At 68.3% G+C, this 14169-nt stretch carries 12 protein-coding genes; 2 read left to right on the top strand and 10 right to left on the bottom strand.

Annotation, left to right across the window (positions count from 1 at the left end; translation table 11 throughout):
* Positions 1 to 159 precede the first annotated feature (159 nt).
* Genes ABD768_RS26325 through ABD768_RS26370 form a run of 10 tightly spaced genes read right to left on the bottom strand, consistent with a single transcriptional unit; the run spans position 160 to position 12236 of the window.
* Positions 160 to 903 (bottom strand): LuxR C-terminal-related transcriptional regulator, encoded by a 744-nt coding sequence (locus tag ABD768_RS26325; RefSeq protein ID WP_344844967.1) that lies wholly within the window; start codon positions 901 to 903, stop codon positions 160 to 162.
* Between the two features lie 5 nt (positions 904 to 908).
* Positions 909 to 2495: a rhamnulokinase gene (locus ABD768_RS26330; RefSeq protein WP_344844969.1), complete on the bottom strand. Its 1587-nt coding sequence runs from the start codon at positions 2493 to 2495 to the stop codon at positions 909 to 911.
* A gap of 10 nt (positions 2496 to 2505) precedes the next feature.
* A complete protein-coding gene (locus tag ABD768_RS26335; RefSeq protein ID WP_344844971.1) occupies positions 2506 to 3966 on the bottom strand; it encodes an L-fucose/L-arabinose isomerase family protein in 1461 nt (486 codons plus the stop codon).
* An 11-nt stretch (positions 3967 to 3977) separates the two neighbouring features.
* Positions 3978 to 6017 carry a bifunctional aldolase/short-chain dehydrogenase gene (locus tag ABD768_RS26340; RefSeq protein ID WP_344844972.1) on the bottom strand — a complete coding sequence of 680 codons (2040 nt, stop codon included), beginning with the start codon at positions 6015 to 6017 and terminating at the stop codon, positions 3978 to 3980.
* Complete coding sequence (rhaI, locus tag ABD768_RS26345) at positions 6014 to 7171, bottom strand: L-rhamnose isomerase (protein ID WP_343966954.1); 1158 nt, start codon at positions 7169 to 7171, stop codon at positions 6014 to 6016. The genes ABD768_RS26340 and rhaI overlap by 4 nt, the downstream gene beginning before the upstream one ends.
* A 1-nt stretch (position 7172) precedes the next feature.
* Positions 7173 to 7508, bottom strand: a complete 336-nt coding sequence (locus ABD768_RS26350; RefSeq protein WP_344844974.1) for an L-rhamnose mutarotase — start codon at positions 7506 to 7508, stop codon at positions 7173 to 7175.
* A gap of 10 nt (positions 7509 to 7518) precedes the next feature.
* Positions 7519 to 8610, bottom strand: a complete 1092-nt coding sequence (rhaS, locus tag ABD768_RS26355) for a rhamnose ABC transporter substrate-binding protein (RefSeq protein WP_344844976.1) — start codon at positions 8608 to 8610, stop codon at positions 7519 to 7521.
* Positions 8611 to 8636: 26 nt separating this feature from the next.
* On the bottom strand, positions 8637 to 9656 hold the full coding sequence (locus tag ABD768_RS26360; RefSeq protein WP_344844978.1) for an ABC transporter permease: 1020 nt from the start codon (positions 9654 to 9656) through the stop codon (positions 8637 to 8639).
* Complete coding sequence (locus ABD768_RS26365) at positions 9646 to 10734, bottom strand: ABC transporter permease (protein ID WP_344844981.1); 1089 nt, start codon at positions 10732 to 10734, stop codon at positions 9646 to 9648. Before ABD768_RS26365 ends, ABD768_RS26360 begins: the two co-directional genes overlap by 11 nt.
* Positions 10731 to 12236, bottom strand: coding sequence for a sugar ABC transporter ATP-binding protein (locus ABD768_RS26370; protein ID WP_343966943.1), 1506 nt, complete (start codon positions 12234 to 12236; stop codon positions 10731 to 10733). The genes ABD768_RS26365 and ABD768_RS26370 overlap by 4 nt, the downstream gene beginning before the upstream one ends.
* 203 nt (positions 12237 to 12439) lie before the next feature.
* Between ABD768_RS26370 and ABD768_RS26375 the strand changes: the two genes are divergently transcribed.
* Both ABD768_RS26375 and ABD768_RS26380 read left to right on the top strand, forming a co-directional pair.
* On the top strand, positions 12440 to 13633 hold the full coding sequence (locus ABD768_RS26375; RefSeq protein WP_343966941.1) for a LacI family DNA-binding transcriptional regulator: 1194 nt from the start codon (positions 12440 to 12442) through the stop codon (positions 13631 to 13633).
* Positions 13626 to 14144, top strand: a complete 519-nt coding sequence (locus ABD768_RS26380) for an ATP-binding protein (protein ID WP_343966939.1) — start codon at positions 13626 to 13628, stop codon at positions 14142 to 14144. Before ABD768_RS26375 ends, ABD768_RS26380 begins: the two co-directional genes overlap by 8 nt.
* Positions 14145 to 14169 lie beyond the last annotated feature (25 nt).

A 14169-nucleotide genomic window follows, 5' to 3' on the forward strand; every position in this document is an offset into this window, starting at 1 on the left:
CCGGAACTGGACAGCGAGAACAGACCCGTCGGCCATGCGGCCGGCAGGCGATCGTGGCGATATGAGTCGTGCTCGACCGGCGGAAAGGACCGGTAGGAGCTGTCGGCAACCAGCGGAGACGGTCGGGGGGTGTGGTCGACCGGGGCGGTCGACTGTTGGTTAGAGGAGGCCGCGGCGGGCGGCCCAGACGATGGCTTCTACGGCGGTGCCGAAGCCGAGACGGTCACAGGCGGCGCGGGTGCGCCGACGTACGGTGCGTTCGGACAGATCGAGGCGGCGGGCGACGGAGTCCATCGGCAGACCGGTCGCAAGCAGCCGGAGCAGTTGCAGGTCGTCATGGCTGATCTCGCGATGCGCCCCCCGCCCAATCCGCGCCAACGCTTCCCGCGACCGCACATCCCGCCCCAGCGGCTCCTGCTCAGCACTGTCTCGAGCCACCAGGTCCCGAGCAGCCGGCTCACGCCCCGCCATCTCCCGAGCCACCAGGTCCCGAGAGTCCGGCTCATGCCCCGGTATCTCCCGAACCACCAGGTCCCGAGAGTCCGGCTCACGCCCCGGTATCTTCCGGACCACCAGGTCCCGGTCGAGCGGCTCGCGCAGTCGCTCCCGCGCGGAGGCTTCCAGGGCAAACGCCTCCCGAGTCAACGTGTCCCGCGGCTCCGGATGGTCGCGCGGGAGGGCACGAGGTTGTTGTTCTCCGGAGTACGGATCGCTGGCTCTCGGACGGTCGCGGTGGAGGGGACGAGGTTGTTGTGGGGCTCCGGCGTACAGGTCGGAGGGTCCGCGGTCGTGGGGAGCGGGTTGGGCGGGGTGCGGTGGGTTGTGGGGGATGGCTCGGAGGTGGGGTGGATTGGGGTGGGGGCGGTTCTCTGGGGCCAGGGGGTCGTTCTGGAGGGTGGTCATGGGGGTCACCTTGTTCCGAACACCCGGGACTCGGCGGCGTCCCAGTCAGCCGGTTTGCCCTGCGGCTGGTAGGGCCGCAGCTTGTGGGTTGCGCGGACTAGTGCGCGCATTGCGGTTAGGTCGGGGAGCGGTTCGCCTAGGGCTCGCGCTTGGACTAGTACGTTGCCTAGAGCGGATGCCTCGACTGGACCTGCCAGGACCGGCAGGCCGCAGGCATCTGCTGTGAGCTGGCAGAGCAGTTCGTTCTGCGAACCGCCGCCGATCACGTGTACTACGTCGATCTCCCGCCCGGCGACTTCCTGCGCCAGCCGGAGCGTCCGGCGGTACGCGAGCGCGAGACTCTCCAGCACACACCGCGCGACAGCCGCCCGCGACCGCGGCGCATCCTGCCCGGAGCGGGCGCAGAACTCCTCGATCCTTCCCGGCATGTTGCCGGGGGCAAGGAAACTCGGATCGTCCGGATCAATCAGTACTGCGAACGCGGGCGCCTCGGCAGCCGCGCGCAACAGTCCCGGTAGATCATCATCCCCCCACACGCGCAGGCACTCCTGCAGAATCCACAGCCCCATCACGTTCCGCAGGAACCTGATCCGGCCGTCGACACCCCCTTCGTTCGTGAAGTTCGCCGCTTGCGCCTCGGCGGTCAGCACCGGCTCGTCGAGCTCCAGCCCGACCAGCGACCAGGTTCCCGACGAGATATAGGCGAACCGCTCCCCCTCCACGGCCGGCACCGCAACCACCGACGAAGCGGTGTCATGCGACCCCACCGCGATCACCGGCGTCGCCGGATCAAGTCCCGTCTCCTCAGCAACCGCCGGCAGCAACCCCCCGATCACCTGCCCCGCTTCCCGAATTTCCGGCAACAACCCGTCCGGTACTCCGATCCGCCTGGCCAGCTCTGCACTCCACCGCCGAGCCCGCACGTCATACAACTGGGTAGTCGAAGCGTTGGTCGCCTCGGCCCCGACCTCGCCGGTGAGCCAGTATCCGAGCAGGTCCGGAATCATCAACAAGGTGGTGGCCCGCTCGAGCCCTTGCTCAGCGGCCAACTGGTAGATCGTGTTGAACGGCAACTGCTGCAAACCCGTCACCGCATAAAGCTCGTCTGCAGAGATGCTCTGCAACACCCGCTCCATCACCCCGTCGGTCCGCCCGTCGCGGTAATGCACCGGATTCCCAAGCAACCGTCCCTGCGAGTCCAGCAGCCCGTAGTCCACCGCCCAGGAGTCAATCCCCAAGCCATCCAACCCCGCCGGAGCCGGAGCCGTAGCCGAGGCCGTGGCGGCGATGGCCGGGGCGATGGCCGGGGAAGGGCGAGCTGCAGTGATGCCGCGGGTTTGGGTGAGGGTGTTGGCGGCGGCCAGGCCGACGAGGATCTCGCGGTACAGCGCGAGGATGTCCCAGTGCAGGGTGTTTCCCAACCGCACCGGGCCGTTCCAGAAGCGGTGGACCTCGGTCAGCTCCAGTCGGCCTGCGCCGCCTGAAGCGCGCCGGCCGCCAGCCGTGCGGCCACGGGCGGCCGCGTCGACGTGGCCCAGCATGACCCGGCCGCTCGAGGCGCCGAGGTCTACTGCTGCGAGGTTCACTGCCATGGATAAGCCCTCAGACCTTTACGACGCGGAGATCTAGGTGGAGGAGGTCGGCTACTGCTTTCAGCTCGGCTACGCGGTGGCCGGTGCCTAGGGCCCAGTGGTGGGCTATGCCGGAGGCGGACCAGGCGTCGGTCCATTCGCCGGGGTCGCAGCCGAAGTCGACGCGGGAGGTGGTGTTGCCGATCTGGAGGAGGGGGCCAGGGACGACCTCGCCTTCGGAGGCGATCAGGCGGAAGGAGCCGTCGCGGAGTTGACCGAGACCGAGTGCGGTGACCGGGCCATGCTTGACGTCGAACTCGACAGAGACACCCCAACCACGTTTGCCGTGGTAGACGCCAAGCCCACGGAGCAACGGCTTCTCAGCACTGATCGCCAGGTGGGCTGGGCCGTCGTGGCCCATCTCCACCACGTTGTCGTGGAAGTTCAGCGCCTGCAGCTCGGTGAAGGAACCGCCCGCGCCCAGCTTGTCCATCACCAGCATCGCCAGCGACGTCCGCAGCTCGTACTCCCCCGCCGCCGGCACACCTCTTGCCGTGAGCAACGAAGCACCGAGAATCATCCCCGCGGCGACCCGCTCGTGCGTCTCGCCGTCGAGCCCGCGGTGGTAGTAGGCCAACGTGTCCAGCTGGAAGTCCTCGACCAACCGATCCAGCGCGACCGACACCGTCGCACCCCACCGGAAGTCGTCCTCGTTCACCGAATCGTCCAGCGTGAAGATCTCCCGGGCGACCTTCATCCGGAGCGCCGTCTCCGCCTCGGTGACCTTCTCGACCCGGACCCGCAGATCGTCGATCTCCAGAATCTCGACATGCCCACCGAGCTGCGCCGAGACCAGCGTCGGATCCGTGATCACGTCCATCATCCCGGGATAGAGATGCCCCAGCAGCCCATGCCGCCCGTGCCGGAACGCAGCTCGTACGCCGGCCGCCTTCAGCCACCGCTCGATCCGGGCCCACGCACGCTCATCTTCCACGTATCCCGAGACCGACCGGAAGTCGATCCCACAACGCTCGAACGCGTTCGCCATCTCCGGCAGCGGACAAGCACCGCAGTACGCGAGCCAAGCCCCGGTGTCGAACGAAGCGTGATCCATCGACTCCGTCGGCTGCAGATTGAGCAGCAGGACCGGCGCCCCACTGCGCTGCGCGATCGGCACGAGCATCGACGCGGTCATGTACGTGGTGAGGAACCCGACGATCAGATCGCAGTCCGCGAGCCTCAGCTTCTCGGCCGCCGCCGCGCCTTCCGTGGCGTCGGAGATGAAGCCGACATCGATCACCTCGCAATCGAGCGCCGAGAACCGCTCCGACACGCGCCGCGCCGACGCCTGCAGTTGCGGCAGCAACTCGGGGAACTGCGGCCAGTACGCGCCAAGCCCACCCGCGACGAGACCGATCCGCGTCTTCCGCGGTTCGACCCATGGCAGCAGACCATGCCCGTCGACCGAGCGGCTCGGATCACTGCTCCACATGGCGAAACTCCTCAGCGCAGGAAGGCGGCGGCAACGCCGGCGTCGACGGGTACGTGCAGGCCAGTCGTCTGGGACAGATCCCCAGCAGCGAGTGCGAAGACGGCCGCAGCCACATGCTCCGGCAGCACTTCCCGCTTGAGCAGCGTGCGCTGCGCGTAGAACGCCCCCAACTCAGACTCCGGTACGCCGTACACCGCGGCGCGTTGCGCACCCCAGCCCTTGGCGAAGATCCCCGACCCCCGGACGACCCCGTCGGGGTTCACGCCGTTGACGCGGATCCCGTACTCGCCCAGCTCGGCGGCCAGCAGCCGGACCTGATGCGCCTGGTCGGCCTTGGCCGCGCCGTACGCGACGTTGTTCGGACCGGCGAAGACCGCGTTCTTGCTGGAGATGTAGACGATGTCGCCTCCGATGCCCTGATCGATCAGCACCTTCGCGGCGGCGCGGGAGACCAGGAACGACCCCTTCGCCATCACGTCGTGCTGCAGATCCCAGTCCGTCTCGGTGGTCTCGAGCAGCGGCTTCGAGATCGAGAGGCCGGCGTTGTTGACGACGAGATCGACGCCACCGAAGGCGAGCACGGCCGCCTGCATCGCCTGCTCGACCGCCGCACCATCTGACACGTCCGCAACGACGGCGATCGCGCGGTCCGTAGTACCGATCTCCTTCGCGACTGCCTCGGCTGCGGCGAGGTCGAGGTCCGCGACGACGACGCACGCGCCTTCCTCGGCCAGGCGCTGGGCGATCGCCTTGCCGATGCCGGAACCACCACCGGTCACGAAAGCGACCCGGGTGGCGAGCGGCTTCGGCTTGGGCATCCGCTGCAGCTTCGCCTCCTCCAGCGCCCAGTACTCGATCCGGAACTTCTCGCTCTCGTCGATCGGCGAGTACGTCGAGACGGCTTCCGCGCCGCGCATCACGTTGATCGCGTTCAGGTAGAACTCGCCAGCTACCCGAGCGGTCTGTTTGTCCTTGCCGAAGCTGAACATCCCGACGCCGGGCACCAAAACGATCGCCGGGTCGGCGCCGCGCATCGGCGGGCTGTCCGGCGTCGCGTGGCGGTCGTAGTACGCCGCGTAGTCCTCGCGATACTGCAGATGCAGCTCCCTGAGCCGGAGCGTCGCCTCCTCGATCGAAGCAGTCGGTGGCAGGTCGAGAACGAGCGGCCGAACCTTCGTACGCAGGAAGTGATCGGGGCACGAGGTGCCAAGCGCCGCGAGCTCAGCCAACCGCTCCCGAGCAGTGAACTCCAGCACGCCCTCAGAATCGTTGTAGTGCCCGACCTGCGGGTTGTCCGTCGAGGCCAGCCCACGGATCACCGGCGCCAACGCCGCCGCCCGCTGCCGCCGCTCGACCTCAGGCAGAGCTTCATATCCCGGTACTACGCTCCCGAACGGCTCAGCCTTGCCGCGCTCGGCAAGGAAGCGCTCCGCCGTCCGGATGATGTCGAGCGAGTTGGCCTCGCACTCGGCAGAGGTGTCACCCCAGGCAGTGATGCCGTGGCCACCGAGGATGACGCCGATCGCTTGCGGGTTGTCCTTCTTGACCTGCGCGATGTCGAGCCCGAGCTGGAACCCGGGACGCCGCCACGGCACCCAGACGACGCGGTCGCCGAAGCATTCCGCGGTCAGCTTCTCGCCGTCGGCGGCCGTCGCCAGCGCGATCCCCGAGTCGGGGTGCAGGTGGTCGACGTGCGGCGCGTCCACGAGTCCGTGCATCGCGGTGTCGATCGACGGCGCGGCTCCGCCCTTGCCGTGCAGGCAGTAGTCGAAGGCCGCGACCATCTCGTCCTCACGATCCACACCGGGATAGACCTCGACGAGGGCGTTGAGCCGGTCTTGCCGTAGTACCGCCAGGCCGGCGGCGGTGAGCGTGCCGAGGTCGCCGCCGGAGCCCTTCACCCAGACGAGCTCGACGGGCTGCTGGGTCACCGGGTCGATGGCCGTGCCCTTCGCGGACGTGTTGCCGCCCGCGTAGTTGGTGTTGCGAGGGTCGGCGCCCAATCTGTTGCTTCGCGCAACAAGCTCGGCGGCTGGTTCAGACACTGTCATGCTCCCCATCCGGCCTGCTGGCCGTCGGCTCGGTCTTTGGTGATCTGTTCGAAGTAGCCGCTGCGGTGGTAGGCGGCGACCGGGTCCGGGTCGAGACCTTGCGCGATGCGCAGGTCAGCCAGCAGAGGGCGGACATCGGTGTTGAAGGCGTCCATGATCGCGGCGTTCGCAGCGAGGACGTCACCGTCCTGCTGGGCCTTGCGCAAGGCGTCCCGGTCGACCAGCAGCGCCTTCGCGGTCGCCTCCTGGACGTTCATCACCGAGCGGATGATGGCCGGGATCTTCGCCTCGATGTTGTGGCACTGGTCGAGCATGAAGGCGATCCCGCGATCCGGGTCGAGCGCGTCGCCGCGGACGATCTCGTTCATGATCCGGAACAGCTGGAACGGGTCGGCCGCACCGACCATCAGGTCGTCGTCGGCGTAGAAGCGGCTGTTGAAGTCGAACGCGCCGAGCTTCTTCGCCCGCAACAGGAACGCCACGATGAACTCGATGTTCGTCCCCGGCGCGTGGTGCCCGGTGTCGATGCACACCACGGCCTTCGGCCCGAGCTCGAGACAGTGCGCGTACGACGTACCCCAGTCGGGCACGTCGGTCGCGTAGAAGGCCGGCTCGAACAGCTTGTACTCGAGGAGCATCCGCTGGTCGTCGCCGAGCCGGTCGTAGACCTCCCTGAGCGCCTCGGCCAGCCGGTCCTGCCGGTCCCAGAGGTCGTCCTGGCCCGGGTAGTTCGTGCCGTCGGAGAACCACAGCTTCAGGTCCCGCGAACCGGTGGCGTCCATGATGTCGATGCACTCGAGCAGGTGGTCGGTCGCCTTGCGCCGGATCCGCGGATCCGGGTTGGTGACGCTGCCCAGCTTGTAGTCGTCGTCCTGGAAGACGTTGCTGTTGATCGCGCCGAGCCGGACGCCCTGCTCCTTGGCATACGCCGCGAGCGCCGCGTAGTCGTCGACCTTGTCCCACGGGATGTGCAGCGCCACACTCGGCGCCACCCCTGTGTACTTGTGGACGACGGCCGCGTCCGCGATCTTCTCCTCCGGCGACCTCGGCACGCCGGGCTGGCTGAAGACCTTGAACCTGGTCCCCGAGTTGCCGAACGCCCATGAGGGCAGCTCGATCTCCTGACGGCTCAATGCATCGGTCACGGCGGTCATATCAGTCCTCGGTACTCGGAGTCAGATGGAAGATCTCGGGCAGCAGCACGAACGACTCGTCCGGCGGCCGGCCGTCGATACCTGTGAAGTACTGAGCCATTTCGGCTTGCCAGCGGGTGTTGACCTCGGTCGCCGCCATCGCCTTCTGCGCCGCCTCCAGGTCCTCGGCCTCGACGTAACCGACCAGCAGGCCGTCGTCGCGGAGGAAGAGCGAGTAGTTGTGCCAGCCGGAGTCGCGGAGCGCGGCTTGCATGTCGGGCCACACGTCGCGGTGGCGTTCGACGTACTCGTCCAGCCGGTCCTTGCGGACCTGGAGGCAGAAGCAGTAGCGGTTCATGGCAACTTGCTCAGAAGTCGAACTTGTCGATGTTGGCGGCGGTGAACTCGGTCGGGGGGCCGAGCACGATCTCACCGTCCTTGCCGACGGTGTAGTCGCCGAGCTTGCCCGCCTTGAACTTCTCGCCCTCGGCGCCGGTGATCTGGCCGGACTTGAGCGCGGCGCCGGCGTACGCGGCCAGGTAGCCGATGTCGGCCGGGTTCCAGAGGGCGAACTTCTTGACCGTGCCGTCCTTGACGAACTTGCGCATCTGGTTCGGCAGGCCGAGGCCGGTGATCGCGACCTTGCCCTTGTAGTTGGAGGCGCTGACGTAACGCGAGGCGGCGGCGATGCCGACCGTGGTCGGCGACACGATCACCTTGAGGTTCGGGAACGACTGCAGCAGGCCCTGCGCCTCGGTGAACGACTTCTGGTCATCGTCATTGCCGTAGGCAACCTTGACCAGCTTGAGCTTGGCGTTCTCCGGCTTGGCCAGCTCGGTCTTCATCACCTCGATCCAGGAGTTCTGGTTGGTCGCGTTCGGGGTGGCGGACAGGACGGCGATCTCACCAGAGCCGCCGGCCAGCTCGCTGGCCATCTTCACCAGGCTCTCGCCGATGCCCTGCGTGGTGGCCTGGTTGATGAACGCGTCCCGGCAGTTCTTCGAGGCGTCGGAGTCGAACGAGACGACCTTGATGCCGGCATTGCGGGCCTGGTTCAGCGACGGGCAGACCGCGTTCGGGTCGTTGGCCGCGACCACGATCACGTCCTGCGTCTGCTGGATCAGCGTGTTGATGTAGCTGACCTGCGAGGACGCGCTGGCGTCGTTCGGGCCGACCAGTTTGTACTCGCCCTTGAGCTCACCGACCGCGACCTTGCCGCCGCCGACCTCGACGTCGGTGTACGGGTTGTTGAGCTGCTTGGGCAGGTAGGCGATCTTCAGGCCTTCCTTGAGTGGCGCGTTCGGGTCGGCCGCGGCCGAGCCGGTGCTGCTCGGCGCGCCGGTGGCCTCGTTCGCCGTACTCGCCTTGGTGGTGCCACCGCCGCAGGCGGTCAGTGCGAGCGAGGCGACGGCCACCGTCGACAAGGGCACCGCCAGGCGGCGTGAGATGCGGAAAGACATGAGCTGTCCTTTCTGGACAAGTGGCCCTACAGGGGATTGGTGGTCCGGTGCCGGCGGCGCTGGACCGAGCCGCGAACGGCGTTGGCAAGGTTGGGGGCGAGCACGGAGACGATCAGCAGGACGCCGGTGACCACGTTCAGCGCCTCGTTCGAGACGTCGGAGAGGCGAAGGGCGTTCTGTAGCGAGGCGAGCAGGACGACACCGGCGATCACGCCGGGCAATGCGCCCTTGCCACCGAAGATGGAGACACCGCCGAGCAGGACGGCCGCGACGACCGCGAGCTCGAGTCCGGCGCCGTTGTCGGCTCGGGCACTGGAGTACCGCAGGGTCCAGAGCACGCCGGCCAGGCCGGACACCAGACCGCTGGCGACATACAGCCAGAACTTGAGACGGCCGGGGCGGACACCGGCGAAGCGGGCTGCCTGCTCGCTTGCGCCGACGGCGAAGACGGCCCGGCCGATGGGCGTCGCGTGCAGCAGGACGCCGAAGACGGCGGCCAGCACGACGATGATGAGCAGCACGTTCGGGATCGACGTACCGGCGATGTTGCCGGTCACCCAGTCGGTGTACTGGACCGGGAAGTCGGCTACGGCGCTGTCGCCTAGTACTACGAACGCCAGGCCGCGGTAGAGGGCAAGGGTGCCGATGGTGACGGCGAGGGACGGTAGGCCGAGCACGGTCACGAAGAAGCCGTTCACCGCTCCCAGGACGGCGCCGAGGAGTAGGCAGAGCGGGATGATCGTCTCGATCGGCTGATTCGAGTTCCACAGGGAGCCCATCACCGCGCTGCACAGGCCGAGGGTGCTCGCCACCGACAGGTCGATCTCGCCGGTCACGATCACCAGCGTCATCGGCAACGCGACGAGCGCGATCGGCAGCAGGTCGAGGATCAGGAAGCCGAAGTTCTGCGAGGTGCCGAAGTTCTCGACGGTCGCCGCCGCGACGATCAGCACGACGACGGTGACCGCGATGATCGCGACGTTCCAGTTGGCGAACTTGGCCGTCAGTCCTGCGGTGCGGCTCTCGATGGCGGTTTCAGCTGACATGAGAGCCTCGCTTCTTCAGAGACGCGGCCATTCGGACGGCGACCAGGCGGTCGGCGCCGATGGCGAGCAGGATCAGGCCGCCGACGATCGCCTGCTGCCAGAACTGGTTGATCTCCAGCACCGCGAGCGAGCTGCCGATCGTGGTCAGCAGCAGCGCGCCGAGCGCGGCGCCCCAGACCGAACCGCTGCCGCCGAAGACCGCGACCCCGCCGACCACGACCGCGGCGACCACGTTCAGTTCGTATCCGGTGCCGGCCGCCGCGTCGATCGTCCCGAACCGGGCCGCGAACAGGACCCCGGCCAAACCGGCCAGCGCCCCACTGACCCCGAAGGCGCCGATCGTGCGTCGCCCGACCGAGATGCCGGCCAGCCTCGCGGCCTGCGGGCTCGAACCCATCGCATACAGCTCGCGGCCGACGCGGTAGTTCCGCAGGACGACGCCGGTGACGACGAGGACCAGTAGCGCGATCAGGACCAGGTACGGAACGCCGAGCAAGGTCGCGTTGCCGAAGTCGAGGAAGCCCGACGGCAGCTCGTCCGCGTTGATCTGCTGGCCGCCGGCCCAGAAGTAGGTGATGCCGCGGACGACGTACAAGGTGCCGAGGGTGACGACCAGGGCGGGGACGTTGCCGTAGCGGACGAGCACTCCGTTGACCGCGCCGCAGACCCCGCCGACGGCGGCGCCGATCAGCAGCGCCGGCAGGACGGGTAGTCCGGGGTGGTCGCGCAGCAACGTGCCGACGGTGAACGCGCTCAGGCCGAGCACTGACCCCACCGAGAGGTCGATGTTGCGGGTGATCACCACCACGGCCTGGCCGACCGCCAGAACGGCCAGGATCGCGGTGCCGAGCAGGATGTCGCGGATGCTCTGGCCGGACAGGAAACGCGGATTGGAGATCGTGGTCACGGCAACCAGCACCGCGAGCGCCAGCACGATCCCCAACTCACGAGCCCGCAGGACCAGATCGAGTGACGAACGCCGGGAGGCGCCCGCAGGCAGATTCGCGGCCGGCGGGGCGAGGTCGGGTCCAGCAGAGTCTGCGCCGGCTGAGCGGGCGCGGGTAGGTGCGGCGGTCATACCGAGGCCTCCTGTCCCATTGCGGCGAACATGACCGACTCCTCGGTGGCCCGCTCGCGGTCGAGCTCGGCGACCAGCCGGCCCTCGCGCATGACGAGCACCCGATCGGCCATCCCGAGCACCTCGGGCAGCTCCGACGACACCATCAGGACGGCGACTCCTTCCGCGGCGAGGCTGGACATCAACCGGTGCACCTCCGCCTTCGTGCCGACGTCGATCCCGCGGGTCGGCTCGTCGACGATGAGCAGCTTCGGCGCCGTCGCCAGCCACTTGGCCAGCACGACCTTCTGCTGGTTGCCACCCGACAAGGTGCCGACCTCGTCGGACAGCCGGCCATACTTCGTCTTCAGGCGCTGGGTCCACTCCTTGGCCGAGCGGCGCTCGCTGCTGCCGGTGAGGAACCCCAGCTGCGAGAGCGCGCGCGACCTGGGCAGCGTCACGTTGCGCTCGATCGACAGCTCCATCACCAGGCCTTGCTGGCGGCGGTCCTCCGGCACGAGCGCGACCCCGGCCGCCATCGCGGCCCGCGGCGAGGCCGGCTTCAGCGTCTTGCCGCCGACCTTGACCGTGCCCGCGTCGCGGGGGTCGACGCCGAAGATCGACTGGACCACCTCGGACCGGCCGGAACCCACCAGCCCGGCCAGCGCGACGATCTCGCCGGCCCGGACCTCGAAGGAGACATCGGCGAAGACGGGATCGCGGGTCAATCCGGTCACGCTCAGCACCACCGCGCCCGGCGTCACGTCCTGCTTGGGGAACAGCGCGCCCAGCTCGCGGCCGACCATCCGGCGGACCATCTCGTCGACGCTGACCTCGCTGACCAGGTCGGTCGAGACATGCTTGCCGTCGCGCATGATCGTCACCCGCTCGCACAGGGCGGTGATCTCCTCGAACCGGTGCGAGATGAAGACCAGCGCGGCGCCGTCGTCACGCAGTGAGCGCGCGACCGCGAACAAGCGCTCGACCTCGACGCCGGTGAGCGCCGCGGTCGGCTCGTCCATCACGACGACGCGAGCGTCGGCGGACAAGGCCTTCGCGATCTCGACCAATTGCTGGTCGGCGATCGACAGACCACGCGCCGGACGGCTCGGCTCGATCGCCACACCGAGCCTGCTGAAGAGCTGCTCGGCCTGCTTGATCATCGCCGCGCGGTCGATGGTTTTGAAACGACCCAGTGGCTGCCGGCCCATCGCGATGTTCTCCGCGACGGACAGATCGGGGAACAGCGTGGGCTCCTGGTAGATGACCGCGATCCCGGCCGCTTTGGCGTCGGCCGGGCTGGTCAGCTCGACCGGCGCGCCGTCGAGCTCGAGGCTGCCGGCGTCCGGGCGATGCACGCCCGCCAGCATTTTCACGATGGTGGACTTGCCCGCGCCGTTCTCACCGACCAACGCGTGCGCCTCTCCTCCGTACAGATCGAAGGAGACGCCCTGGACGGCGGCGACGGCGCCGAACGACTTCGACACCTCACGCACCCGCAGTACTGGGGCTTCGGTCGGCATGCTCACCTCCGGCGGGTTCTGATGGTCGTTGAAAGGTCGTTGCTGAAAGGTTTCAAGAAGATTGCACGAAGGTAATGGCGGGCTGCTCAGGCCGTCAAGGCCTCGCACGGAGTCTGTGGAGAACCGCGCGGAAAGACTGAGGTTTTCCACAGGAAAGCAGGTACGCTTCGTCAGCTATCACGTTTCAACCCCGGGGAGGCCGCGTGGCACCGAGTGGCGCTGCCGACCGCGCACGCCGTACGCCGGACCCGGCCCTACCGCCGAAGCAGACCCGTACTCCGAACCCGCCCCGCACCCCGAACGCGGTGCGCGACCAAGAGCGGCTGGCGAAGACCAACGCACGGCGACAAGCCCGGCGGTTGCGACCGGGCGGCGCGACCCGAAGCGCGGCCGGCGTGAAGGATGTCGCGGCCGCGGCCGGCGTCTCGCTCGGTACCGTCTCGAACGTCCTGAACCGGCCCGAAATGGTCAGCCCGACGACGCGCGCGAAGGTCGAGTCCGCGATGGAGTCACTCGGCTTCGTCCGCAACGAATCGGCGCGGCAACTGCGGGCCGGCTCGAGCCGGATCATCGCGTACCTGATGCTCGACGCCGGCAACCCGTTCTTCACCGACGTCGCGCGCGGTGTCGAGGAGGCGGCACAGAAGGCCGGCCTGTCCGTCTTCCTCTGCAACAGCAACGAGGACGCGGGGCGCGAGGCGGACTACCTCGATCTGCTCGAGCAGCAACGCGTTCAAGGCGTGCTGATCACACCGATCGACCCCGACTCGTCCCGCCTCAGCACGCTGCCCGACCGCGGTACGCCGGTCGTCGTGGTCGACCGCGCGATCGACGACGGCGAGCACTGCTCGGTGGCCGTCGACGACGTGTTGGGTGGCGAGGTCGCGCTGACGCATCTGATCGAGCTCGGGCATCGCCGCGTCGCCTTCGTCGGCGGGCCGAACACGATCGGCCAGGTCACCGACCGGCGCGAGGGTGCCCAGGAGGCCTTGCGGAAGGCGGGTTTGCCGGCCGACAGCCTGGTCGACGTGCTCACCGGCGCGTTGACAGTCGCCGAAGGTAGGGGCGCTGGGCAACGACTTGCCGGGCTGCCCGCGGATCGGCGGCCGACGGCGGCGTTCTGCGCAAATGACTTGCTGGCGTTGGGGTTGCTGCAGCAATGTGTGAGCCTCGGGCTTCGAGTACCGGAGGATCTCGCCATCGTGGGGTATGACGACATCGAGTTCGCGGCGGCTGCCGCAGTACCGCTGACTTCGGTGCGGCAACCGCGTCAGCTGCTCGGGCGTACGGCGGCGGAGTTGCTGCTGGACGAGTCTTCGAACCCGGATCACGAGCATCAACGGGTGACGTTCACCCCGGAGCTCGTGGTCAGGACGTCGACTCGGGGCAATGCGTAGTACGGCAGCCCTTGTACTGTCCGGAGCGCCGGGCGTCGGGAAGACGACCGTGGGGTGGCGGGTGTGGGATCGGTGCATCGATCTCGGGCAGGCTCCCGCGTTCGCGGACCTCGATCTGCTGGGGGCGGTTTGGCCGGCTCCGGCTGACGATCCGTACAACGCGCGACTGAAGGCGACCAACCTGGCTGCCGTGTGGGCGAACTACCAGCTGGCCGGGAGTCGGCGGCTCATCGTGGCGGGGGTCGTCGAGAGTGCGGACGAGCGGCGGCTACTCGAGGAGGCGACAGGTGGGCCGGTGCTGATCTGCCGGCTGGACGCGTCCGATGGCGAGTTGGCCCTTCGGATCGAGCGACGTGGGCGCGAGGAAGGTGACGACCTCACCAGGCTGGCGGCGCGTGCCGCCGAGTTGTCGGCGCAGCTGGCTGTTGACGATCCCAGTGATTTCTCGGTGGCTACGGGCGGCCGTAGTACCGGCGAAGTCGCGGCTGAGGTGCTCGCGCGCTGGTCGTGAGGGTTGTTCGCCTCGGTCCCGGGCC

Source organism: Kribbella ginsengisoli (genome assembly GCF_039537185.1).
Lineage (GTDB): Bacteria > Actinomycetota > Actinomycetes > Propionibacteriales > Kribbellaceae > Kribbella > Kribbella koreensis.

Coding starts and splice junctions, on each gene's coding strand:
- ABD768_RS26325 (WP_344844967.1), bottom strand. CDS start 903: ATGACCACCCTCCAGAACGACCCCCTGGCCCCAGAGAACCGCCCCCAC.
- ABD768_RS26330 (WP_344844969.1), bottom strand. CDS start 2,495: ATGGCAGTGAACCTCGCAGCAGTAGACCTCGGCGCCTCGAGCGGCCGG.
- ABD768_RS26335 (WP_344844971.1), bottom strand. CDS start 3,966: ATGTGGAGCAGTGATCCGAGCCGCTCGGTCGACGGGCATGGTCTGCTG.
- ABD768_RS26340 (WP_344844972.1), bottom strand. CDS start 6,017: ATGACAGTGTCTGAACCAGCCGCCGAGCTTGTTGCGCGAAGCAACAGA.
- rhaI (WP_343966954.1), bottom strand. CDS start 7,171: ATGACCGCCGTGACCGATGCATTGAGCCGTCAGGAGATCGAGCTGCCC.
- ABD768_RS26350 (WP_344844974.1), bottom strand. CDS start 7,508: ATGAACCGCTACTGCTTCTGCCTCCAGGTCCGCAAGGACCGGCTGGAC.
- rhaS (WP_344844976.1), bottom strand. CDS start 8,610: ATGTCTTTCCGCATCTCACGCCGCCTGGCGGTGCCCTTGTCGACGGTG.
- ABD768_RS26360 (WP_344844978.1), bottom strand. CDS start 9,656: ATGTCAGCTGAAACCGCCATCGAGAGCCGCACCGCAGGACTGACGGCC.
- ABD768_RS26365 (WP_344844981.1), bottom strand. CDS start 10,734: ATGACCGCCGCACCTACCCGCGCCCGCTCAGCCGGCGCAGACTCTGCT.
- ABD768_RS26370 (WP_343966943.1), bottom strand. CDS start 12,236: ATGCCGACCGAAGCCCCAGTACTGCGGGTGCGTGAGGTGTCGAAGTCG.
- ABD768_RS26380 (WP_343966939.1), top strand. CDS start 13,626: ATGCGTAGTACGGCAGCCCTTGTACTGTCCGGAGCGCCGGGCGTCGGG.